16 protein-coding genes and 2 riboswitches are annotated in these 23,113 nt (G+C 47.6%); of the genes, 5 read left to right on the plus strand and 11 right to left on the minus strand.

Features of this window, described 5'->3' with window-relative positions:
- Nucleotides 1–57: 57 nt before the first annotated feature.
- The 3 genes from Q9R46_RS23810 to Q9R46_RS23820 form a co-directional block, all read right to left on the minus strand.
- Entirely contained in the window at nucleotides 58–930 is an 873-nt protein-coding gene (locus Q9R46_RS23810) for a carbohydrate ABC transporter permease (RefSeq protein WP_145332633.1), read from the minus strand.
- A 45-nt stretch (nucleotides 931–975) separates the two neighbouring features.
- Complete coding sequence (locus tag Q9R46_RS23815; RefSeq protein WP_090915459.1) at nucleotides 976–1,929, minus strand: ABC transporter permease; 954 nt, start codon at nucleotides 1,927–1,929, stop codon at nucleotides 976–978.
- A 295-nt stretch (nucleotides 1,930–2,224) separates the two neighbouring features.
- Nucleotides 2,225–4,561, minus strand: coding sequence for a helix-turn-helix domain-containing protein (locus tag Q9R46_RS23820; RefSeq protein ID WP_186331700.1), 2,337 nt, complete (start codon nucleotides 4,559–4,561; stop codon nucleotides 2,225–2,227).
- Nucleotides 4,562–5,106: 545 nt separating this feature from the next.
- On the opposite strand from Q9R46_RS23820, the gene Q9R46_RS23825 reads away from it, so the two are divergent.
- On the plus strand, nucleotides 5,107–7,161 hold the full coding sequence (locus Q9R46_RS23825) for an endonuclease MutS2 (RefSeq protein ID WP_311282048.1): 2,055 nt from the start codon (nucleotides 5,107–5,109) through the stop codon (nucleotides 7,159–7,161).
- A gap of 185 nt (nucleotides 7,162–7,346) precedes the next feature.
- The gene (locus Q9R46_RS23830; protein ID WP_311282049.1) at nucleotides 7,347–7,577 is read left to right on the plus strand and encodes a cysteine-rich CWC family protein; all 231 of its coding nucleotides are present in this window, start codon (nucleotides 7,347–7,349) and stop codon (nucleotides 7,575–7,577) included.
- A 116-nt stretch (nucleotides 7,578–7,693) separates the two neighbouring features.
- Here Q9R46_RS23830 and Q9R46_RS23835 read toward each other — a convergent pair whose 3' ends face one another.
- The 5 genes from Q9R46_RS23835 to gcvH all read right to left on the minus strand — a co-directional run bounded on the left by Q9R46_RS23835 (nucleotide 7,694) and on the right by gcvH (nucleotide 13,745).
- Nucleotides 7,694–8,839: a mannitol-1-phosphate 5-dehydrogenase gene (locus tag Q9R46_RS23835; protein WP_311282050.1), complete on the minus strand. Its 1,146-nt coding sequence runs from the start codon at nucleotides 8,837–8,839 to the stop codon at nucleotides 7,694–7,696.
- Nucleotides 8,836–9,270, minus strand: coding sequence for a PTS mannitol transporter subunit IIA (locus Q9R46_RS23840; RefSeq protein ID WP_145332637.1), 435 nt, complete (start codon nucleotides 9,268–9,270; stop codon nucleotides 8,836–8,838). The genes Q9R46_RS23835 and Q9R46_RS23840 overlap by 4 nt, the downstream gene beginning before the upstream one ends.
- Before the next feature lies 1 nt (nucleotide 9,271).
- Nucleotides 9,272–11,380 (minus strand): BglG family transcription antiterminator, encoded by a 2,109-nt coding sequence (locus tag Q9R46_RS23845; RefSeq protein WP_311282051.1) that lies wholly within the window; start codon nucleotides 11,378–11,380, stop codon nucleotides 9,272–9,274.
- Nucleotides 11,381–11,446: 66 nt separating this feature from the next.
- Nucleotides 11,447–12,910 carry a PTS mannitol transporter subunit IIBC gene (locus tag Q9R46_RS23850; protein WP_311282052.1) on the minus strand — a complete coding sequence of 488 codons (1,464 nt, stop codon included), beginning with the start codon at nucleotides 12,908–12,910 and terminating at the stop codon, nucleotides 11,447–11,449.
- A 442-nt stretch (nucleotides 12,911–13,352) separates the two neighbouring features.
- Nucleotides 13,353–13,745 (minus strand): glycine cleavage system protein GcvH, encoded by a 393-nt coding sequence (gcvH, locus tag Q9R46_RS23855; protein ID WP_145332640.1) that lies wholly within the window; start codon nucleotides 13,743–13,745, stop codon nucleotides 13,353–13,355.
- Between the two features lie 346 nt (nucleotides 13,746–14,091).
- Nucleotides 14,092–14,214, plus strand: a riboswitch (glycine riboswitch).
- Between the two features lie 3 nt (nucleotides 14,215–14,217).
- A riboswitch (glycine riboswitch) is annotated at nucleotides 14,218–14,318 on the plus strand.
- Nucleotides 14,319–14,548: 230 nt separating this feature from the next.
- Here gcvH and gcvT point away from each other — a divergent pair.
- The 3 genes from gcvT (at nucleotide 14,549) to gcvPB (ending at nucleotide 18,641) form a co-directional block, all read left to right on the plus strand.
- Entirely contained in the window at nucleotides 14,549–15,691 is a 1,143-nt protein-coding gene (gcvT, locus tag Q9R46_RS23860; RefSeq protein ID WP_311282053.1) for a glycine cleavage system aminomethyltransferase GcvT, read from the plus strand.
- Nucleotides 15,688–17,043 (plus strand): aminomethyl-transferring glycine dehydrogenase subunit GcvPA, encoded by a 1,356-nt coding sequence (gene gcvPA / locus Q9R46_RS23865; protein ID WP_311282054.1) that lies wholly within the window; start codon nucleotides 15,688–15,690, stop codon nucleotides 17,041–17,043. Before gcvT ends, gcvPA begins: the two co-directional genes overlap by 4 nt.
- 86 nt (nucleotides 17,044–17,129) lie before the next feature.
- Entirely contained in the window at nucleotides 17,130–18,641 is a 1,512-nt protein-coding gene (gene gcvPB / locus Q9R46_RS23870) for an aminomethyl-transferring glycine dehydrogenase subunit GcvPB (protein ID WP_311282106.1), read from the plus strand.
- Between the two features lie 246 nt (nucleotides 18,642–18,887).
- On the opposite strand, the gene ptsP is transcribed toward gcvPB, so the two are convergent.
- The 3 genes from ptsP to ptsG form a co-directional block, all read right to left on the minus strand.
- Nucleotides 18,888–20,600, minus strand: coding sequence for a phosphoenolpyruvate--protein phosphotransferase (ptsP, locus tag Q9R46_RS23875; protein ID WP_311282055.1), 1,713 nt, complete (start codon nucleotides 20,598–20,600; stop codon nucleotides 18,888–18,890).
- Nucleotides 20,593–20,868, minus strand: a complete 276-nt coding sequence (locus Q9R46_RS23880) for an HPr family phosphocarrier protein (protein WP_036617010.1) — start codon at nucleotides 20,866–20,868, stop codon at nucleotides 20,593–20,595. The genes ptsP and Q9R46_RS23880 overlap by 8 nt, the downstream gene beginning before the upstream one ends.
- A gap of 78 nt (nucleotides 20,869–20,946) precedes the next feature.
- A complete protein-coding gene (ptsG, locus tag Q9R46_RS23885) occupies nucleotides 20,947–23,001 on the minus strand; it encodes a glucose-specific PTS transporter subunit IIBC (protein ID WP_311282056.1) in 2,055 nt (684 codons plus the stop codon).
- Nucleotides 23,002–23,113 lie beyond the last annotated feature (112 nt).

The raw sequence follows: 23,113 nt of genomic DNA on the forward strand, positions 1-23,113 counted from the left end.
CAGCCACGGACTGATTTTTACAATTCAGTAATACGCTTCACACCAAACGCGCACTAATCAGCCTTTTACCGAACCGAGCATCACTCCCTTGGCAAAATGCTTTTGCAGGAATGGGTAGACCAGCATAATCGGAATGGTCGAGAATACAATAACAGCCATGCGAATCGTAAGCGGCTGGATTTCGGTTTCCTCAATGCTCGTATCTCCGATTCGACTCTGTGCCAAAATGACAATCTCACGCAACCAAACTTGCACAGGCCACTTCTCACTATCGTTGATATAGATGACAGCACTGAAGAAGCTGTTCCAGTGTGCCACGGCGTAAAAGAGTGAAAAGGTAGCCATGGCCGGCATCGAGAGTGGCAGCACAATGCGGAACAAAACGCCGACATCGTTACAGCCATCGATTTTGGCCGCATCCTCCAGCTCATCCGGGATGGCCTGGAAGAAATTTTTGAGTACGATCAGGTTGAACGCACTGATAGCCGTTGGCAACATCAAAGACCAGAGTGTATCGGTAAGATGCAGGGATTTAACGACGAAATACGTTGGAATCATGCCGCCACTGAACAGCATTGTGAACAGTACACCTAGCAGGATCGGCTGGCGTCCGCGCAAATACTTTCTGGATAGCGGGTAAGCCATAAGCGATGTAAACAGTAGGTTAATCAGCGTGCCAACAACGGTAATATAGATCGATACACCGAGACTTCGAATCAATGTATCTGTAGAAAAAATGTAACGGTAAGCTGCCAGGGAGAACTCTTTTGGAAAAAGAATAAATCCGCCTTTAGCCACTTCATGCGGGCTGGTAAACGACACAGCCAAAATATAAATGAACGGGATCACGGTCACGATTCCAATCAATAACAGCAAGCCATGATTCATAAAATCAAAGATCCGGTTGCCCCATGTTTTGTCCTGTTGCATCTAATGTTCACTCCTGTCTGATGAAGAGCGTCTGCCAATATTGCATTAATAGACGCCTTCCTCCCCGAATTTTTTGGCTAACGTATTGGCACCAAGCACTAGCGCCAGTCCAACAACCGACTTAAACAATCCGACAGCAGCACTATAACTGTACTGTGCCTGGGTAAGCCCCTTCGTGTATACGTAGGTGTCAAATACCTCTCCCACGTCACGGTTAGTAGGTGTCAGCATCAGGAAGATTTGTTCAAAGCCTGTATCCAGGAAGTGACCCAGACGCAAAATGAGCAAAATGATGATCGTACTCCGAATCGCTGGCAACGTAATGTGCCAGGTCTGACGCCAGCGGTTAGCACCGTCAATCCGAGCTGCTTCATAAAGCTGCGTATCTACTCCAGAGAGTGCCGCCAGGAAGATAATTGTGCCCCAGCCTACTTCTTTCCAAATGGATTGTCCCACAATCATTGTACGGAACCATCCTGGTTCAAGCAGAAAGGCGATTTTTTGTCCCGTCAGGTTGTAGAGTAGCTCATTGATCGCACCGCCCTCAGTCGTGAACAGCATGTAAAACACACCAACCACAACAACCCAGGAAACAAAGTGCGGAACGTAAACCAATGTCTGCACGAAGCGTTTAAACCGCTCCCGCCGAACCTCATTCATCATGAGCGCAAGCACAATAGGTAATGGAAAAAAGAAAACCAGATTATAGATCGCAAGTAAAAACGTGTTTCTAAATAAGGTCCAGAACTGCGGTTCTCCGAAAAAACGCTGGAAATGTTTGAATCCTACCCAATCACTTCCCAGGATACCTTTGTACGGCGTGTAATCCTGAAAAGCCATCGTAATCCCATACATCGGTATGTATTTAAAGATAACAAAGTAAAGCACTCCCGGAATCAGCATAATGTACAGCCACCGGTTTTTGATGACGTCCCTCCAGAGCAGGTTTTTGTCACTGCGGGTAGCGGGCCTTGTTCTAGCAGCCGTTTCGGCTTTCATAGTGTCTTCCTCCCCACGTTGGAAACGATTACAAAAGATCACTTCCTGAATTCATGTCTCCATTGTGGCGGATAATCGAATCACTGGCTATCATCTCGTTTTAGCCTCTTGTTTTCCCTTGTGTATCAAGGGTTTAACCCACTTAAGAATTGCTGGCGATACTTGAAATGAACTACTTTCAACCTGCATGTTCCTGGTTTAACTATGTTTTATAAGCTACAAATAGGCATAGAAAGAACGTTAAATTGAACGCCAAAAGCCTGCCTGCCATGACGGGCAGAGCAGGCCTTGTTCTCTAGCGTTGCTGCTCCCGGTACTTGCCGGGAGTCGTTCCTGTTATTTTGCGAAATGTACGGATAAAAGCTGTCGGGTTCGTGTAATTTAATTTTTCGGCGATTTCCGATATTTTCAGATCTGTCGTCTGTAGCCACGTTTTGGCTTTTTCCATGCGGTACTCTGCTAGATATTCGGTAAAATTAACACCCGCTTCCTTCTTGAAGACCCGGCTTAGATAGACAGGATGAAAGTTCAACTCCTCGGCACAAGCCTCCAGCGATAAATCCCGATCATACCGTTCCTCGATCAGTCGAATCATCCGGCGGGCGATATTCATATATTGTGACTCCTCTTGTTCCTTCCAGTAACGAATCACAGGCAGAAATAATCGCTTGCGGAACCAACCCGTCATCTCGTCCAGTGTAGATAATTTCAGCAAGTATGCCATGGAAGCTTTCTCACCAAGCACTTCTGCCACATCCCCGCCCTGCTCTTGCACAAGTTGATATACCCGTGACAATAACTGCACCATAATGACTGGATACTCGCTGAAATGCAGCTTTTTATCCGCCAGCAATCCTAAATATTGTGTAAAATAGATATCTGTTTTTTCTTCGTCTCCCTGTTTGATCGCTGAAGCCAACTGATCTTCAATCATTCGTAACTGCGTATACAGTGCGGCTTCCATCTGACCTCTTGGTTGAATGTCCTCATAATGTAGAATAATACGGCTACCCAAGCTGACTCTGCCTTGCAACGCTTCTTTGCTCTCTTGATAGGCTCTAGGCGTATCTCCAATGCTGGAATAAGCCCGGCTAATACCTATGCTTACCGGCAGATTCAGATAGGTTACAACCCGTTCACGGATCCAATCGGCCTGTGTGTGCATCCATTCCTTCAGCTGCATCTCATCACTCAGTTCAGAAGCAAGCACGGTAACCTGCGCATCATCCAGCATGACCGGTGTGAACCGAATCTCGGAGGGAATCAACTCACCTACCATATTATTGACTGCAAACAGCAATAGATCCCGATCCTGCTCTTCATATCTCGTGCCTTCAAGCGTATCAATCTGAAGCATCAGCACGCCCAGATGTGACCATCCGGTCGGGAAATCATACAATTCGCCCTGATACCTGAAATCCTCTTCCGATATTTTACCTGTCAGCAGCTTGGTCATAAAAAACTCCTGAAGATGCACATGTTGTCCCTTCATCTGCTCACGCATCGTTCTCTCCGAACTGAACAGCGTAGACAAGCGTTCCTCAATATAAATAAATTCATCCTGACGACGTCCTGCAGGAGGAAGCGGAGAATCCAGTCCTTTTGTAAATTGCAACAGTCTGGAGATTGGTGAGTACATGCGCCGGCTACCATAGATAGCCACAAGTCCGGTCACCAATAACATGATTAACGTCGCCACACCGGTCACCACTGCGATTTTTTGCGATTGGGCTGTAATCTGTCCGAGCGAAACAACCGATACATATAGCCAGCCGTTTAGCGGAGACTGCCTGTAGCTGACGGCTACGGGTTTGCCCTCCACTTCTGCACTGTAAAAACCTTCTGCTTCCCCCGTTGTCTGAACCTTCTCCTGAATGTCTTGGTTGAGCAACTCGTATTTATTTCCATAATTCGTGTCATTCAAAAAGTATTTCTGGTCTTTATCAAGAACATACAAATCACCCGAATTCGGATTCCGGCTCAAAAAGCTGCTAAGCTCCGCATCCGCAATGTCAATGACAAGAAATCCTTTTGGTTTCACGTTTGTGGGCACCATCGGAATTTTAAAAACCATGCTGACTACATTATCAGAAGAGATCAAGGTAGGGGCCTGTTCCGTTAAAGCCTCACCCATGCCAGCAGATACAGGCACGCTCTCTTTGGATGAACTTTTATTCTGAGTCACCCAGAACAAACTGTTGGTGTATGTAAGATAAGTTCCGATTCGGTCTCGAATGCTGAAATCATTGATTTTGCCGAATGAACGCATGGATACGACCCAGTCCTGCTCCAGATTCACAAGGTACGCCTGATCAATACTCGTGACCGCCTGCAGATTGTTAAAACCGGATGTCAAATCACGAATTTCTTGAAATTCGCTACTATTCAGCGGTTGCTTCATTGCACGAAGCACCAAAGGTGAATTGACGTACTGGATTGAGGACAGTTGTAAACTTCGTAATACTTGTTCCACTCGCATCTGAGTCTGATGTAGTATCTGAAGATTGCTCTCGCGCACTTTCTGTTCGATATCACGGGAAGCAATCGTATACGAGACGGAACCAATCACAATGACTGGCAATGCCCCAAGAATCATCGTAAAGCAGAGCAGACGCAGTAGATATTTAGGCAAGAAGAGCATCTCCCTTTTATAAAATCGCTTACATTGGTTTAAATTACTATTGTTATTTTAAAACCCATTCATAATCAAGTCCACATCTTTATTCACAATTGTTGACTTGAAGTGATTTCCAGTTTATATTACTTGTATATTCCTCAGGTCGAAGGAGAGATTTTGATGTCGGTGAGCGTTCTTAACTAATCAAGTTTCATATTCAGGAGTTTGGCTTTTCATGACACTTTTGCCGTAAAGGCATACGTGTATTTCATGATGCGTCAGAACCCTGTACTTAGTTAAGAACAGCGGAAATCAAACATCGCCTCCGGGATTGCCTATGTCCGGGTCTATTTCCGCGCTGTGTTCAGCGCGGATTTTTTGGTTAGACCTTATGTGGACTTTGCTTTCCCATACGTTCAGGGCGGAGAATGACGTTTGTTCATTCTCCGCCCTTTTTGTGTTTTCCATGAGGAATATTTTTGACTATATAAATTGAACTAAAGATTATTCACACATGCACTCCGATGACAAAACATTACACATGAAGGAGAGATTTAAACATGAACAACAATACCAACACTAATGATGCTAGCATGACAGCAAACATCAGAAGTTCAAACGAGCAAACCCTAACCACTCTGGGCTTCCACCATATCCAAAAAAATATAGCAGACTGTGCCCTTTCCTATCTGGGCAAACGTTATGCCCGGGAACTCAAACCGATGACCGATGTCCGTCTGATTCAGATGCGTCTGGACGAAGCAGCGGAGGCCACGGCTCTTGTCCGTTTTGGGGCGAGCGTGCCCATCCCTTCGCTGGAGGGGATGGAAACGATTATTAACCTGCTTGGCACGGGATATCTGTTCAGTGAACGCGACTTCAGTCATCTCGCGCAATTTCTACACAGCTGCACACAACTGATGAAGTATATGGAGAGCAAATCCGGCATCGCTCCCATCGTAAGTCGTTATGCATCATCTATGATGCTCATGGAACCCTTGCGAAGTGAAATCGAACGCTGTATCCACAACGGTCGAATTCAGGATCAAGCGAGCAAGGAACTCGTACGGATTCGAAAGAAAATGACCGTGCATGAGGAACGCATGAAGCGCAAGCTGGATTCACTGGTTAGCAAGCACCGTTCGATCATGCAGGAGCAGGTCGTGAGCCAGCGTAATGGAAAAACCGTACTGCCCATCAAAAAAGAGTTCCGCAAACAGGTTAAAGGCATTGTGCTCGACGAATCGGGGAGCGGCCAAACCGTATATATCGAACCAGCCGAGCTGTCAGGACTGCAGATGGAACTCTCTTCACTGCAAGCCGAGGAATCGAGAGAAGAGATGAAAATCCTTGGAGACTTGACTTCTCTGGCCGAATCGTACAGCCGGGAAATTGCACTGAATACAGAAACCGTTGGCGTGCTGGACTTCCTGTTCGCCAAAGCAAAATATGCGGCGGCTATAGATGGACGATCCGTCCGCGTTAATAGCAACGGTAAAGTTAAACTGCAACGAGCAAGACACCCCTTGATGGGTCCGTCCATGGTCCCGCTTGATTTTTCCATCGGGTACAATTACTCGTCCCTCATCATTACAGGTCCGAATACGGGCGGCAAAACCGTTGCACTCAAAACGTTGGGGTTGCTCACGCTCATGGTGCAATCCGGGGTGCTTGTTCCTGTGGATGAGCGAGGTGAAATGGCTGTATATGAACAGATCGCAGTGGATATCGGCGATGGACAAAGTCTTGAACAGGCACTAAGCACGTTCTCGGCACATATTCGGAATATGATTACCATTCTGGAGCAGGCGAATCCTTCCACGCTTGTACTGATTGACGAGATGGCGTCAGGCACAGATCCTGGAGAGGGCGTAGGACTTTCCATTGCCATGCTGGAGGAATTGCATCACCGCGGAGCTACCGTAGTAGCTACAACGCATTTTGGGGAAATCAAGCATTTTGCCTCAGCCACGCCTGGATTTAAAAATGCACGCATGGAGTTTGACACCGTATCTCTCCAACCTCTGTATCGACTTCGGATCGGAGAAGCCGGTGAAAGCTATGCATATTCTATCGCGCTGAAGCTGGGCATGCCTGTGCATATCATCGATCGTTCCAAATCTGTTGTGGGTGAAGCTCACACGAAGAACCAGATGCAAGATGTTGCAAAAGAACCGCAATTACAACCAGATAGTGAACGTCACACTACCTTGCCTGTCTCAATGGAACACAAAGATTCTATAGAGCAAAATGCACACACGACCGTCCCAACTGAGACTATATCTCCAAACGATCCGGCTCACTTCTCTGATCCAGCACCAGCACCAATACGTGCTTTTCGTAAAGGAGACCGCGTCTACGTGGCCTACCTCGATCAGGCAGGCATAGTAAGTGAAGAAGAGGATAACCGTGGACAGATCGGGGTCATGATTCGGGGCCGCAAACTAAAAATTCATAAGAAACGTATGTGTCTGCACATCTCTGCCGATGAGTTGTATCCAGCCGATTATGATCTCGATATTGTGCTCGAAAGCAAAGAAAATCGTAAAAAACGCAAACTCATGGGGCGCAAACATGTCGAGGGATTACAAATTGAGCTACCGCCGGAAGAATGAATACACGCTCATGCATTTAAAAAATCAATCTGTGCATACGTTACCCTCATACGAGTACTTGCGGTACAGATGGAGTAAGTCACGATTTTAAAAGGTGGGAGCAAAACTAATGTATTTGTTATACTGAAATCAACAAAAGGTCCCTGCCCGGAATACAAAACAATGAAAAAGGAGGGAGATAGGCCATGTCTGATCCACAGGATAGCACTCCTGGCCAAACGCTCAATGCGCTGATATGTCCACTTTGCGGGGAAAGCAATGCTTGTGCCTATGCTGAAGGTAAACCACATTCGGAATGTTGGTGCGGACATGTTTCCTTCCCCGAAGGAGTGTTTGAACGTATTCCAGCCGAGCAACGCCGCAAATCATGCATTTGTCAGCGTTGTTTGGAGAATTATGTTCGTGATCATCATTAGAGATAGAACAAAAAAAGAAACCATCCCGTTCGAATGAAAGAGCAACAATCATCTGAACGGAGATGGTTTCTTTATATTTTCATGCGCAAGTTCTGTACCGTATTGCGCTGACACAATTACATCTGTTTGTACTGCTTCACTGCCTCCACCAGTACCGGGTGATTCTCATCCATACCGGTATAGTGTGATAACGCGGCTTCAACGCCTTTTTGACGGATCATGCTTTGCAGCTCGGTAGCTTCGGGATCATCAGACACATCGAACTTACAGGCTGCCGCCATCCCCATAGCGAGATGTGTCACCGGCATGTCATCTGCGTGCGCCAGAAGCGCCGGGCGAACGAGACGATCATTCGGGGAAAGCTTGCGCAGCGGCGAGCGCCCCACACGGGTTACCTCGTCGGTCAGATAAGGATTAACGAACCGTCCCAAAATTTTCACAATATACTGCTCATGCTCTTCCGGGTTAAAACCAAAGCGTTTCACCAGCACCTGACCCGTTTCCTGCAATGCTCCGTATACCACGGATTTCACCTTTTCATCGGCAATCGCCTTCTGAATGGTATCATAGCCGTGCACATAGCCGATATATGCCGCAACGCAATGTCCCGTATTCACAGTAAACAGCTTTCGCTCAATGTACGGTTCCAGATCATGCACATAAACAACACCGTCCACTGGTTTAAATGCAGGTGCCATTTGCGAGCGATCCACGACCCACTCGTAAAAAGGCTCCACCTGAACATGCAACATGTCTTCATGATTCTGGATGGGTACAATCCGGTCTACGGCCGAATTGGGAAAGTAAACATATTCATCAGCAAACACACGAGCCTGCTCATCCAGCAAGGCATACACATGCTCTTTCAGCTGTGCGCTTCCACCGATGGCATTTTCACAAGCGATAATATGCAGCGGTTTTTGCACAGAACCTGCACGCCTTCTCTGCTCCAGGCCTTCTGAGATTCCTGGTGCAATATGCTTCAGAACCCCTACCCCCACCGCGGTTGTGATCAGATCAGCTTCCGCCACGGCCTTAGCAACCGTCTGCAACTCCCGTCCATCAATGGCAGTTACTCCGGTTACGGTCTCCTGATCTTTGCTTTCATTGGCAAGCTCTACGGTGTACTCTCCACGCTCCCGAAGAGCATTCACCAATTCCTGGTTTACATCCGAGAACGTCACTTCGTATCCGGCACGGGACAGAATCAAACCAATAAATCCGCGTCCGATGTTACCTGCGCCAAAGTGGAGAGCCTTCATAGCTCCATTTCACTTTCTAGAATGGTGATTACTTCCTCGGCAGTTTTCGCATAACGCAGTGCTTCCATATTCTCTTCTTCGGCACAGATCACTGCAATGCTCGTCAGAATCTCCATATGTTCGCCACCTTGTGCCGCGATGCCAATGACCATATAAGCCTTTTCTTCTCCAAAATCAACCCCCTGCGGGAACTGAATTACCGAGATTCCGGTCGAGAGAATGAACGTTTTGGATTCTTTTGTACCATGCGGAATAGCCAGTCCATTGCCGACATAAGTGGATACAATCTCTTCACGTTCAATCATTTTTTCGATGTAATCCGCAGTGATATGGCCCGCGTCCTTCAAAATCTGCCCTGCCATACGAATCGCCTCGTATTTATCCTGAGCCGTTGCATTCATGATGACTTTGTCTTTTGTTAACATACTCATGTTATATACCTCCAATTTCATTTTTACTGCGATAGAACCCGACAAGTTCACGGGAAAGGTAATGGATGATTTCATCCCTGTTTCCTTTGCCCAGCAGTGTAATCATCTCTTCTTGCAGAAGCAGTGCACTAATCTCGCTGAGCACCTCCAAACTTTCTTTGGACAACTCCTTTGGCCCCAGCATCAGTAATACATGACTGACACCTTCCGGGTCGTCCACGGTTCGAAGCAGAGGTTCCTCTAGTTGAAAAAGACTGATGGACGGCTTGTAGATACTCTCACTCCGTGTATGGAAAAGGGCCAGCTGAGTCCCGGGAATCTTCTGGCTTCCCATCGACTCGCGAACCTCAAGCAGCTTGGCGACCTCGCCCGGGTCTTTCAATATGCCTGAGCGATGTGCGACCTTACACATTCCAAGCACACTTTGAGCAAAATCAAGATGGGCATTATCCATCGCATGTACCTGAAACTTCCCGATAATGCGTACAATCTCAAGCAATGTTGCTTCCATGCCGTCCGCATCGGAGACCCTGTGAGTCGTTGTCTCATTGCCCATGTCACGGGAGTTGCGATGCTGCCGCTGTAACGTTGTGGTTTTGATAAAATGCCGCAGGCTCTCGCTTTCTTCGGCTGTCAGCAGCGGACTGACCTTGTAATACTGATCCTCCTCCATCGGCAAATCGACCGTAGACAAGACCAGATCATACTCATCGGTTGGCATACGTGCGGCTTCGTACCAAGAGACACTGTCTATAATCTGGATCTCCGGAAACTCCTTGGACAACCGACTGGATAACATGCGCGAGGAGCCGATGCCACTGTTGCATACAACGATTGCTCGAATCTCCTGCTTTAACGCCCGCAACCGTTCAATGGATGCGCCAAAGTGCATGACAAGAAAACCGATCTCCTCATCCGGAACTTCTGCCCCGGGCCATGCCTGTAACACAGACCTTTTAACTTGTTCGAAAAGGGTATCATAATCCTTGCGAATCTGCTGTAGCAGTGGATTACGTATCATCTGATGTCCCTCAAGTCGCTCCATAACCGGCACCATATGTGCAATTAATCCTTCACGCAGCAAGCGGTCTTCATGAAAGTCATAACCTGTTCTTTCCTGCATCTGGTCCGTAAGCGAATGCACTCTGTCCATCAGAATCAGATCATCGATCGGGAGCAGGCGCGAAGAATGAATCTGTTGCTCTGTCTCCTTAAGCAATTGGTGAAAATAAGCTTGCTCTTCATCCGAGAAGCCGACTCCAAGCTGTGAGGATAGAACACTGCAAAGGCGCGAAGCCATGAAAACCGGCACTCTCTCTTCATGTTGCTCCGCCACGGTTCCAGTGCCTGCAATCGTTATTATCCCTGAGGAAGAAGGTTCTATATTAAAACCTTTACGTATCCGAACCACAGCTGCTGATAACTGAATAAGCAGTTTCATGTACTGCCGTTCAGGTATCTTTTCAAGCCATTCGATATCCGGTTGCCATAATGCATTTTCAATGGTAAGTACGTCGCTATGACCGATCATACTGAGCAACTTTTGATTAACGATGGAGCCCCCTTGCTCAGGCTGTCTGCCAAAGAGATCCGACTCATCCAGTACTTCCAAAGCAAGCGCTGCAATGGCTCTGCGGTGAATCGCTTCACTTCCGGTAATTTTCACACCGTAGCCTCGCCTTCGAACAAGCTTCAGACCCGCCTGCCGAATGCGTAACTCCAGATCATCCAGATCGGTGGTGACCGTTGAAACAGTCACTTTCAGATCCGAAGCGAGAGCAAGCAGTTTGACCGGCTCGGCTTCATCCAGCAGGATGCAAAGCATGAAGAGCTTACGCTCTTCAGGCGTAAACTCCACATATTCATTACCCTCCAGTTTCTGGCGTAATGCACTGAGGTCATCCGAACCGGAATCAATGCGTATTCCGGTTCCCGACTTTTTTTCGAGGCGCATACCGAGTGGTTCAAGCCACTGTTCAATCATCAGCAGCTCGCGATGCACGGTACGTGTACTCACTTTTACTTCAACGGCAATTTCACCCGCCGTGACTTCATGGGGATGCTCTAGCAGAAACTCCACGATTTCACGTTGTCTTTTGGTAATACTCATATCTCAGCCTCCGGCTCTGGGAAAACGGCTGCTCTTGTTTGAAGCTGGTTCGCAGTCTGCTCCCTTTTACTTCAAACGTTCAACTAGCGCGTCGTATTCCGGGCTTTTCAGGAAGTTGTCAATGGATATATGCTCTGCATTAGGTGCTACCGAACGTGCACGATCCGTTAGTGTTTTTTGCGTAATAACAACGTCTGCGTCTTGCGGAATTTCACTAATCGCCGTGTTGGTTACAGCAACGTCGATTCCTTCGGTTTTCATTTTTTTGCGCAGAATCGAAGCACCCATTGCACTCGAACCCATACCTGCATCACAGGAGAAAACGATCTTTTTCACATCTGCTTTTGCCTTGGATGCAACGGAAGTTGCGATATCTGCCGCTCTGTTCGCTTCATGGTTATCCGCTGTGATGGCTGCATTTGCTGTATTGCCTTGGCTCTTCATATCTTTCATTCGGCTGGAGGCTGCTTCCAGATCCTCTTCCTTCTGTTTACCCGTTTTGAGTAGCAGAGAGGCGATCAGGAAGGAAACCACAGCTGCCACGATAACTCCTGCAAGCATCGGGATATATCCACCTTTTGGTGTCAGCAGGAAATAGGCAATGATACTGCCCGGTGACGGTGCCGAAACCAGTCCTGCGCCAGTTAGCATGAACGTTAACGTACCTGCTACACCACCAGCAATGGCTGCCAGAATCAGGATCGGTCTCATCAGGATGTACGGGAAGTAAATCTCGTGAATCCCGCCGAAGAAATGAATGACCACCGCACCGGGTGCAGAAGATCTCGCCATTCCACGACCGAAGAAACAGTAAGCAAGCAAAATACCTAGTCCCGGTCCCGGGTTAGACTCAAGCATGTAAAGAACGGATTTACCTAATTCTCTTGCCTGATCTGTTGCAATTGGCGTTAAGATTCCGTGGTTAATGGCATTGTTCAGGAACAATACTTTACCCGGTTCAATAATCAGATTGACGAGCGGCAATAAGCCCAGATTCATCAAACCCTGTACGCCAGCAGACAAAACTTTGCTAATAGCCTCTACTGCCGGCCCGATACCGAGCAAAGCAAAGATAGCCAAAATACCACCGATGATTCCTGCCGAGAAATTGTTGACCAGCATCTCAAAACCCGCTCTGATCTTGCCCTCAATGGACTTATCAAACTTCTTGATGACCCATGCACCGAAAGGCCCCGCAATCATAGCCCCGAGGAACATTGGAATATCCGTTCCGACAATGACACCGATGGTCATAATCGCTCCGACGACACCACCACGTGTGCCATGCACCATCGTACCCCCGGTATAACCAATCAGTAGCGGCAGCAAATAAGTAATCATCGGACCTACAAGCTGCTCTATTGTCGCATTGGGAAACCATCCTGTTTTAATAAACATCGCTGTAATTAATCCCCAAGCAATAAATGCTCCCATATTAGGCATGACCATACCGCTCAGGAATCGTCCGAAGCGTTGCACACCAACACGTAACCCACCTTTGGAATTGGATGTTTGATCCAAATTACTCATTGGTTTATCCTCCTTGAATCAAGTCATTATTTCGTATGAAAGGGGTATCATTGATCCCCTGCTGTAATCCTAAGCGAGAAACCCTTCCTGTTCAATCAAATGAAAGCGTACTTTCGTCATGAACAATGATGACAACATTGGATTATGTAATCGCTTTTAATTAGGAATATATGCTCAATCCGTTGATACTCAAGGTTTTTTCTGCCTATGACTTTATTCATATACAACATGCAAAGCAATAAAATAGCTTGGTCCGTTTGCCATTTTTTTATTCGCGATTTTAAGTTACTCTTACTTAATTTCCTCCAATATGCCAAAAAAACAGCAAAAAACCTGCATAAGCTCTATAGCTCACGCAGGTTTGAAGAACAATATTTTTATATTCGAATGAGATTATATATATGTCAATAAGTACAAATCAACTCGACAATCCGGTCTAATTCTATTCCTCAGTATGTTTAAGATAAGCATCCGCATTCAGCAATGTGGATAATGCAGCTGTTACATCTCCATCGACGCGAATTTCGATCATCCAGCCTTCTTCGTAAGGAGAGCTATTCACCAGTTCCGGCGAGTCCTGCAAAGCTTCATTCACTGCAACAATGGTGCCGCTGACGGGTGAGAACAGATCAGACACCGTTTTGACGGATTCAATCGTACCGATGCTGTCTTCTGCCTTTACACCGGCTTCAAGATCAGGCAATTCCACAAACACAATGTCACCCAGCTGATGCTGCGCGAACTCGGTAATGCCAATACGTACGGTATCCTCCCCTACGGTTTGCACCCATTCGTGCTCTTTACTGTACAGGAAATCATTTCTCAATTCGCTCATCGATATCCGCCTCGCTTTTCATTAATGAGTGCATGCGTTCTTTGACCTTCACCTTTTTCCCAAACAATAGCGTATGATATTTCAGATTCAAATGTCAAGTTAGCTCACAGTTTATTTAAATTTAGACACCTCACCGTGTGTAACCTTACACTACTCTTTCTGCATATAATGGTGAATATTAGAATAGTAAGCGCACTCTTTCAGAATAAACGAACATTTATGAGTATTTATAATTAAATATTCGTATTTTACACAATTTTAATGATATTGTTCTTGACATCCAGAGTGTATCCACGTTTTAATGAGAAGAGCAACTGAAGTTAATTGGACTACGTATGAACCGCGGATGAATGTAAAGGGAGAGATTGCCCGTACACCCGGTTTGGGGATGTGCATGAGGCGGCGCCGAAGGAGTAAACCACCGACAAGCGGGGGTGAATCTCTCAGGCAAAAGGACTTTTACAGGACGCAACTCTGGAGAGCATCTAATCGTCCTATATGGATGTTATGATCACCCAAGGGGAAACCTGTCTGAATAAACGGCGGGGTAACTCTCAGGTACAAGGGACAGAGCCTAAGAATACAGCGTGCTACTTGGCATGCCGGTTCTTTGGCCTGTCCTTTTCCTTTTTCCCAAAAAATGAATTGCAGGTTCCAGGATCGTACTAAACATAACAAATGAAAAAATGTAGAACGGTCGGCTGTTAAGTCTCGAATACTAAAACTACTTAAGCATTAATGATCTGGCTCACAGAACGTGTTTTCATACTTGGCCTACTAACGGCCCATGACGAGGTGATTGGATGTCTGATTTGTTAAGAACACCACTCTTCCCCCTATATGCGCAATATGAAGGTGTACGTTGCATTGATTTTGGCGGCTGGGAGTTGCCCGTGCAGTTTAGCGGTATTCAAAAAGAGCATGAAGCCGTACGCGAGCGCGCCGGGCTGTTTGATGTATCCCATATGGGCGAATTCACCGTAACGGGTGAACAGGCGGAAGCCTTTTTACAACACATGACAACCAACGATGTGACCGCAATTGTACCAGGTCAGGCACAATACACGCTGATGTGTTATCCCGATGGTGGTGTAGTAGATGATCTGCTGATCTACAAACTGGCGGAGCAACACTACATGCTGGTTGTCAATGCCTCTAATATCGACAAGGATTGGGCGTGGCTTCAGGAGCATATCGTACCTGGCGTAAACATGACCAATGATTCCGAGCAAACGGCGTTACTGGCGCTACAAGGCCCTTTAGCGGTCGATATTCTCTCGAAGGTTACAGGTTCAGAGGTGGATGCAAGGTCCATTGAACCGTTCCGCTTCGTACAGCATGCCGAGGTATGTGGAATAAAGTTGCTACTGTCGCGCACTGGATATACAGGTGAAGATGGTTTTGAACTGTATGTTGCAGCAGATCAGGCGGCTCTGGTATGGAACGGACTGATGGAAGCAGGTGCTGATGTGGGCCTCGTTCCAGCGGGACTTGGTGCGCGTGATACACTGCGATTCGAAGCAAAGTTGCCTTTGTACGGTCAGGAGCTGTCACCAACCATCTCTCCACTGGAGGCAGGACTTGGGATGTTCGTGAAGTTAAATGCCGGACCTTTTATTGGACATCAAGCTTTGTTGCAACAAAAAAATGACGGCCCTGCCCGCAAGCTGATCGGCATCGAAGTGCTGGAGCGTGGTATACCACGGCCACATTACCCGATCTATGCGGGTGGCGTTCAGATTGGTGAAGTGACAACCGGAACACAGTCCCCAACTTTGAAGCGTAATCTTGGCCTTGCCCTAATTGACAGCAATCATGCTGCAATAGGCACTCCGCTGGAGATTGAGATTCGTGGCAAAAAGCTGAAAGCCGAGGTCGTCAAGACCCCTTTTCATAAACGGACACGTACGCCAAAGACACCTACTCAAGGAGCTGAGCAAGCATGAGCAAGCACCGCTACATTCCCATGACCGAACAAGATCAGAGCGCGATGCTCGCCACAATCGGTGTGGATTCGATTGAAGATCTGTTTAAAGATATCCCGCAGGAGATTCGTTATCAGGGCGAGTTGCCTGTCTCTTCCAAACTGGATGAATATGCCTTAACCCGCCATATGTCGAAACAGGCTGGCTCCAATGCCAACTTCGAGACACATGCCAGTTTCCTTGGCGCAGGCATCTATGACCACCACATCCCTTCGGTTATCAACCATGTCATTTCCCGTTCTGAGTTTTATACTGCCTATACCCCATATCAGCCGGAGATCAGCCAAGGGGAATTACAAGCCATCTTCGAATTCCAGTCGTATATTTGCGAGTTGACAGGTATGGCGGTAGCCAATGCGAGTATGTATGACGGTGCAACGGCCTTTGCAGAAGCAGGCAATCTTGCCGCCGCAGCCACTCGCCGGAAGCAGCTTATCGTATCTCGTACCGTTCACCCGGAAGCCCGTCAAGTATTGCAAGCGTACGCGCATGGCCTCAGTCTGGAGATTGTAGAGATTGGTTACAAAGATGGGGTTACGGATTGGGATGCGTTGCAAGCGGCTATCTCAGACGATACAGCAGCGGTTATGATTCAAAGCCCGAACTTCTTTGGTGCCGTGGAAAATGTAAAACAGGCTGCCGACCTCGTGCACACGCACAAAGGACTGCTTGTGGTAAGTGCTAACCCGCTGTCGCTCGGTCTGCTGGAAGCCCCAGGCAAGCTGGGGGCCGACATCGTTGTAGGCGATGCGCAGCCCCTCGGAATCGCTGCTTCGCTCGGCGGACCCACATGCGGATACTTCGCCGTGTCCCAGGCTCACATGCGCCGGATTCCTGGCCGAATCGTCGGCCAGACGACCGATCGCAACGGCAAACGCGGTTTTGTGCTTACGTTGCAAGCACGTGAACAGCACATTCGCCGTGAAAAGGCGACGTCCAACATCTGTTCCAATCAGGCATTGTTAGCGCTAAGCGCTTCCGTCTATATGTCTACGCTGGGAAGACAGGGCATGATTGATGTTGCTGATCTGAATTTGCAGAAGAGTCACTATGCACGAAATATGTTAACAGCTATTCCCGGAGTCAGCCTTACTTTTACTGCCCCTACGTTTAACGAATTCGTCATCCAGCTCCCTGAAGGAACCGATGTGGATGCTCTTCAACTGAAACTGCTGGATGCAGGCTTCATCGGCGGTTATGAACTCGGACGTGAATATTCGGAACTGGCAGGACATCTGCTCATTGCGGTCACCGAACGACGCAGCAAAGAAGAGATCGATGAATTCGCACGTGTATTGGAGGGATTGCTGTGACTCAGGAAACAACTACAAAAGCAAACATTGCGGGTACTTCACTGGAAACTTCTAACCTACATCAGTCAGTCAATCAGCCGACTGGAATGGACTCACAAGCCCAAGGGGCCTCAACCTTTACGCAACAAGTCGCACCATCCGTTGCTCCCGAACAAACTCTGATTTTCGAATTGAGCAGTCCTGGACGTGTGGCCTATTCCCTGCCGGAATGTGATGTTCCCCGTCAGGATGCTGACACCTTGATTCCCCGGGAAATGCTACGCTCGGAAGCGGCCGCGTTGCCGGAAGTATTCGAGGTTGATGTTATTCGTCACTATACGGCATTGTCGCGCCGCAACTTCGGGGTAGATAACGGCTTTTACCCGCTTGGTTCCTGTACAATGAAATACAATCCAAAGATTAATGAAGATGTAGCACGTTACAACGGCTTTGCCAAGATCCATCCGTATCAGCATGAATCCAGTCTTCAAGGTGCTCTCGAACTGCTCCATACTTTACAAAATGATCTTGCTGGTCTGACAGGTATGGATGCCGTAACTCTGCAACCCGCTGCCGGAGCACACGGGGAATGGACCGGGCTTATGATGATTCGAGCTTATCACGAGAGCCGTGGTGAAATGCGTACCAAGGTAATCGTACCCGATTCATCTCATGGCACGAACCCGGCCAGCGCAACCGTAGCAGGATTCGAAACGGTGACAATCCCGTCGCGGACGGACGGTTTGGTAGATCTGGATGCTCTCCGCGCTGCAGTCGGTTCAGATACCGCAGCCCTTATGCTGACGAATCCGAATACGCTCGGTTTGTTTGAGAAGGATATTCAAGAGATTGCGTCCATCGTGCACGAAGCTGGCGGATTGTTGTATTATGACGGAGCCAACTCCAATGCCATCATGGGCATTACACGTCCGGGAGATATGGGCTTTGATGTGGTGCATCTGAACTTGCATAAAACGATGAGCACACCTCACGGTGGTGGTGGACCTGGTGCCGGACCTGTCGGTGTGAAGAGCCGCCTGATCCCGTTCTTGCCTAAACCGATGGTTGTTCAAAATGATCAAGGCATATACGCTCTGGATTACGAAGGAGATCAATCGATCGGTCGGGTCAAAGCCTATTATGGTAACTTCGGTATTCTTGTTCGTGCTTATGCTTATATCCGCACTTATGGACCGGAGGGCCTTCGCCGTGTATCCGAATGCGCTGTACTCAACGCCAATTATATGATGGCTCGGCTTGCACCTCATTACGAGATTCCTTATCCTGGCGTATGCAAACATGAATTTGTCATGTCAGGGCGCGGCCTGAAGCAGTATGGTGTACGCACACTGGATGTGGCCAAACGCCTGCTGGATTTTGGCTATCACCCGCCAACCATATACTTCCCGCTTAATGTCGAGGAGTGCATCATGATTGAGCCGACGGAAACCGAGAGCAAAGAAACGTTGGACGGATTTATCGATACAATGATCCGTATTGCGAAGGAAGCAGAAGAAACACCGGAATTGGTGCTCAATGCTCCGTACGGCACGCCGGTAACTCGTCTCGATGAAACGACCGCAGCACGTAAACCTGTATTAAACTGTGCTTGTAGCTAAATAAGTTAAACTTTTTACACAGTCTACTTTAATGACAGAGTCCCCCTGTGCGTGATGAGATATTCTCTCACTCCCATAAGGGGATTTTAATTTATCCACTTGTAAGAACAGCTATTCTGTCACTACAATAAAAAAGCAAAAAAAGCCGGTCCCCACTAAATCGTGGACACCGGCAATATCGCTGCATGAACGCAGCCCTTTATTCGGAAAAAGAAAACCTCAAATCCGGAGGAAACTCCGGCAAAATTACGCTTGAATACTTTGAACCAGTTCAACCACTTGTTCAGCGGTTTGCATTTCCAAAGCTTTGGCAGCCAGTTCTTGCATGTCCGCACGGGACAGCTTGGTGATCTGGCTACGCGCTGGCAGAATGGAGGTTGCGCTCATGCTGAACTCATCCAGTCCAAGACCAAGCAACAACGGAATTGCTGTTTCGTCTCCTGCCATCTCACCGCACATGCCAGCCCATTTACCTTCACGATGCGCTGCATCGATAACCATTTTGACCAAACGCAAAATGGCTGGGTTGTATGGCTGATAAAGATAAGATACACGCTCGTTCATCCGGTCAGCAGCCATCGTGTACTGAATCAGATCGTTAGTACCGATACTAAAGAAGTCCACTTCTTTGGCGAATTGATCCGCCATCACAGCTGTTGATGGAATTTCGACCATGATCCCGAGTTGAATGCTGTCGGAAACAGCGATCCCTTCAGCAACCAGCTTGTCCTTCTCTTCGAGCAGGACAGCTTTGGCTTCACGGAATTCACCCAGTGTTGCGATCATAGGGAACATGACACGCAAGTTTCCGTGTACACTTGCACGCAGCAACGCACGCAATTGAGTACGGAAGATATCCAGACGGTCCAGACACAGACGAACTGCGCGGAAGCCGAGGAATGGATTCATTTCTTTTGGCAGATCCAGATAAGGAAGCTCTTTGTCTCCACCGATGTCAAGTGTACGAACTACAACAGGTTTGCCTTCCATTTTTTCGAGTACCGCTTTATAAGCATTGTACTGAATGTCTTCGGAGGGAAGCTTGTCTCTGCCCATGTACAAGAACTCGGTACGATACAAGCCTACCGCCTCGCCGCCGTTTTCCAATACACCTGTTACATCGTTCGGCGTACCGATATTTGCAGCCAGTTCCACATGAACGTTGTCCACCGTAACTGTTGGTTCGTCACGCAGTTTTCTCCACTCCGCACGCTGTGCATCATACTGTTCCTGTTTGGCACGGTATTCAGCAACGATGTCATCTGTAGGGTTAACCAGAACTTGACCGTCCAGACCGTCAACAATAATCAAGTCTCCTTGTTTCGCTTGAGCCAAGATGTCTTTTGTTCCAACCACAGCCGGAATCTCAAGCGAACGAGCCATGATAGCGGAGTGAGAAGTACGTCCACCGATGTTGGTTGCAAAACCTTTTACGTATTGACGGTTCAATTGAGCTGTATCGGAAGGTGTTAGATCCTCCGCAAGCACAATCACTTCTTCACTGATTTCAGCCGGGCTCATGAAGTCGATGCCAAGCAAGTGATTTAGCACACGCTTCGTAACGTCACGCATATCCGCAGCACGCTCTTGCAGGTATGCACTCTTCATGTTTTCGAACATCGAGATGAACTGGGAAGCTGTTTCATTCAGTGCAAATTCTGCATTGATCATGTCATCAGCGATCTTCGCTTTCACCGGATCAATCAGCTCCGGGTCATCCAGGATGAGCAAATGCGATGCAAAAATCTCCGCTTTTTTCTCGCCCAGCTCTTGTAAAGTACGCTCTTTGATCGCCTCAAGCTCAGCGCGGGATTTACCCAGCGCCGAGTCAAGTTTAGCGATCTCTGCGTCAACGTCGTTAATCTGGCGTTTTTCTACAGAGTAGTCAGGATGCTCCAAGATAAACGCCTTGGCGATAGCAATACCCGCCGAAGCCGCGATCCCGGAAACATTAAGCATTAATTTCGCCCAACCCTTCGTTAACCATAACGTCTGTCAGAGCTTGTAGAGCTTCAGCTTCGCCTTCACCTTCAACGATGATGCTGATGGTGTCACCTTGCTCCAGACCGAGGGAAAGAACGCCCAGAATGGATTTCAATGTTACTTTTTTGCCGTTAGCTTCTGCGAAGGATTCAGCACCTTTGAATTTGTTTGCTGTATTAACCAGGGCAGTTGCCGGACGTGCGTGGATACCATCTTCGTCTGTAATTCTGAATGTTTGTTGCATTACAATCATCTCGCTTTCGGTAGTTTAGTTTTAGGCATTGCGTATATTTACACTTGCTTGCCATCGTTGGAACAGTTCTTATTTTATCTCAATGATCGGCTGATCGCCAACTTTGAGCACGCCACTCTTCTTCAAAGTGACCGTAGAGCCTTCTGGCAGGTTGGTGAATATCACCGGAGAAATGATCGAAGGGGCGTTCGCTTTGACATACTCCAGATCCACTTCCATAATCGGTTGTCCTGCAGATACCAGGTCACCTTCCTGAACCAGTACGTTGAAACCTTGACCTTTCAGCTTCACCGTATTAACACCTATGTGTACAAGCACTTCCTTACCGCCGTCGGACATGATACCTACGGCATGTTTGCTTGGAAATACATTAAATACTTTACCATACACAGGGGATGTAATCGTTCCGTCATGTGGCAAAATGGCGAACCCGTCACCTGTCATTTTTTCAGCAAAGACCGGATCTGGTACGTTGGTAATATCCATCAGCTCACCATTGACTGGCATGACGATATCCTCTGCCACAATGCGTTCACCTTGTTCTCCCTGTGCTTTCTCCTCTTCAGGAGTTGGTTTAACTTCAGCAACCGGAGTCGGTGCAGGTGTACGCCCTGCAATAATATCTTGCATTTGGGACTTGATCGTATCGGAACGTGTTCCGAAGATGGCTTGAACATTATTACCCACTTCAAGCACACCAGATGCACCCAATTGTTTCAAACGATCTTTCTGTACATTGGATTTCTCATTCACTTCAATCCGCAAACGAGTAATGCATGCATCCAGATGTTTAATATTTTCCTTACCGCCAAAGGCTTCAAGGATATTGTGAGGCAGATCGTCCGTGGAGCCTGAAGAACCGCCAGATGCAGTTTCCGCAGCTGCCTCTTCACGTCCAGGTGTTTTGAGATTGAACTTGCGAATGATGAATCGGAAACCGAAGTAATAGATCACAGCAAGGATCAAACCAACGATAATAACATCCCACCATGGCGTGCGGTTTGGAATGATACCAAAGATCAGGAAGTCAATGAAGCCGCCTGAGAAGGTCATCCCGATTTTGACATCGAGCAATTGCATCGTCATGAAGGACAAACCTGCAAAGATACAGTGTACTGCAAACAAAATCGGTGCTACGAACAGGAACGAGAACTCGAGTGGTTCTGTGATCCCTGTCAGGAATGATGTCAGTGCAGCTGAACCCATGATACCCGCAACATATTTTTTATGCTCAGGTCTTGCTTCATGGTACATCGCAAGTGCGGCTGCTGGCAAACCGAACATCATGAACGGGAATTTACCAACCTGGAACGTTCCCGCTGTCAGCGCAACGCCATCACGCAGCTGGCTGAAGAAAATCTTTTGGTCCCCGCGAATGACATCGCCGGCTTTGTTCACATACTCACCGAACTCAAACCAGAATGGGGAGTAGAAAATGTGATGCAGACCAAACGGAATCAGTGACCGTTCTACAACACCGAAGATAAAGGCCGACAAAGTCGGGCTGGTATCTACCATGAAGTGAGAAATGGCATTTAATCCGTTTTGAATTGGTGGCCAGATGACCACAAGCAGTAACCCTAACAACAGGGAAACTACCGAGGTGACAATAGGAACAAATCGTTTACCTGCGAAGAATCCAAGGTAAGACGGCAGTTCGATTTTGAAGAACCGATTGTAACACAGTGCTGCGGCGATACCAATGATGATACCTCCAAACACCCCTGTGCTTAGTGTAGGAATACCCAGGATACTTGCGTAACCAGGTACTTTGCCGATCATAGCAGGCGTAACGCCTACTGCAGAACCCAAAGTCACATTCATGACCAGGTAACCGATGATGGCTGCAAGTCCTGCTACACCTTCACCGCCAGCGAGTCCAACAGCTACCCCGACAGCAAACAGCAATGCCAGATTATCAAATACGATCTGACCTGCGTTCATCATTATAGTTGCAATCGAGTTTACCCAAGGGGTATCGAGCGCAGTCACATATTGCAGGAAATCCGGATTCACCAGCATGTTACCGATTCCGAGCAGCAAACCTGCGGCTGGCAAGATCGCTACAGGCAACATGAGAGCTTTACCTACTCTTTGCAATACACCAAAAAGCTTTTTAAACATCGCGTCGTATTCTTCCTTTCGTCTAAGTCTGTATGTCGTGATGCAAGCAAGGGAACACAAAAAAGGCATGAACTAATAAAAGTGAACTGTGCCTACCTTGGGGTATAGCATA

Origin of the sequence: Paenibacillus sp. RRE4, assembly GCF_031844205.1 — a bacterium.
GTDB classification, from domain to species: domain Bacteria; phylum Bacillota; class Bacilli; order Paenibacillales; family Paenibacillaceae; genus Paenibacillus; species Paenibacillus xylanexedens_B.

What these genes read in the sequence shown, in the direction of transcription:
- Q9R46_RS23810 (WP_145332633.1), bottom strand. Translation starts at nt 930, where the DNA reads ATGCAACAGGACAAAACATGGGGCAACCGGATCTTTGATTTTATGAAT.
- Q9R46_RS23815 (WP_090915459.1), bottom strand. Translation starts at nt 1,929, where the DNA reads ATGAAAGCCGAAACGGCTGCTAGAACAAGGCCCGCTACCCGCAGTGAC.
- Q9R46_RS23825 (WP_311282048.1), top strand. Translation starts at nt 5,107, where the DNA reads ATGAACAACAATACCAACACTAATGATGCTAGCATGACAGCAAACATC.
- Q9R46_RS23830 (WP_311282049.1), top strand. Translation starts at nt 7,347, where the DNA reads ATGTCTGATCCACAGGATAGCACTCCTGGCCAAACGCTCAATGCGCTG.
- Q9R46_RS23835 (WP_311282050.1), bottom strand. Translation starts at nt 8,839, where the DNA reads ATGAAGGCTCTCCACTTTGGCGCAGGTAACATCGGACGCGGATTTATT.
- Q9R46_RS23840 (WP_145332637.1), bottom strand. Translation starts at nt 9,270, where the DNA reads ATGAGTATGTTAACAAAAGACAAAGTCATCATGAATGCAACGGCTCAG.
- Q9R46_RS23845 (WP_311282051.1), bottom strand. Translation starts at nt 11,380, where the DNA reads ATGAGTATTACCAAAAGACAACGTGAAATCGTGGAGTTTCTGCTAGAG.
- Q9R46_RS23850 (WP_311282052.1), bottom strand. Translation starts at nt 12,910, where the DNA reads ATGAGTAATTTGGATCAAACATCCAATTCCAAAGGTGGGTTACGTGTT.
- gcvH (WP_145332640.1), bottom strand. Translation starts at nt 13,745, where the DNA reads ATGAGCGAATTGAGAAATGATTTCCTGTACAGTAAAGAGCACGAATGG.
- gcvT (WP_311282053.1), top strand. Translation starts at nt 14,549, where the DNA reads ATGTCTGATTTGTTAAGAACACCACTCTTCCCCCTATATGCGCAATAT.
- gcvPA (WP_311282054.1), top strand. Translation starts at nt 15,688, where the DNA reads ATGAGCAAGCACCGCTACATTCCCATGACCGAACAAGATCAGAGCGCG.
- gcvPB (WP_311282106.1), top strand. Translation starts at nt 17,130, where the DNA reads ATGGACTCACAAGCCCAAGGGGCCTCAACCTTTACGCAACAAGTCGCA.
- ptsP (WP_311282055.1), bottom strand. Translation starts at nt 20,600, where the DNA reads ATGCTTAATGTTTCCGGGATCGCGGCTTCGGCGGGTATTGCTATCGCC.
- Q9R46_RS23880 (WP_036617010.1), bottom strand. Translation starts at nt 20,868, where the DNA reads ATGCAACAAACATTCAGAATTACAGACGAAGATGGTATCCACGCACGT.
- ptsG (WP_311282056.1), bottom strand. Translation starts at nt 23,001, where the DNA reads ATGTTTAAAAAGCTTTTTGGTGTATTGCAAAGAGTAGGTAAAGCTCTC.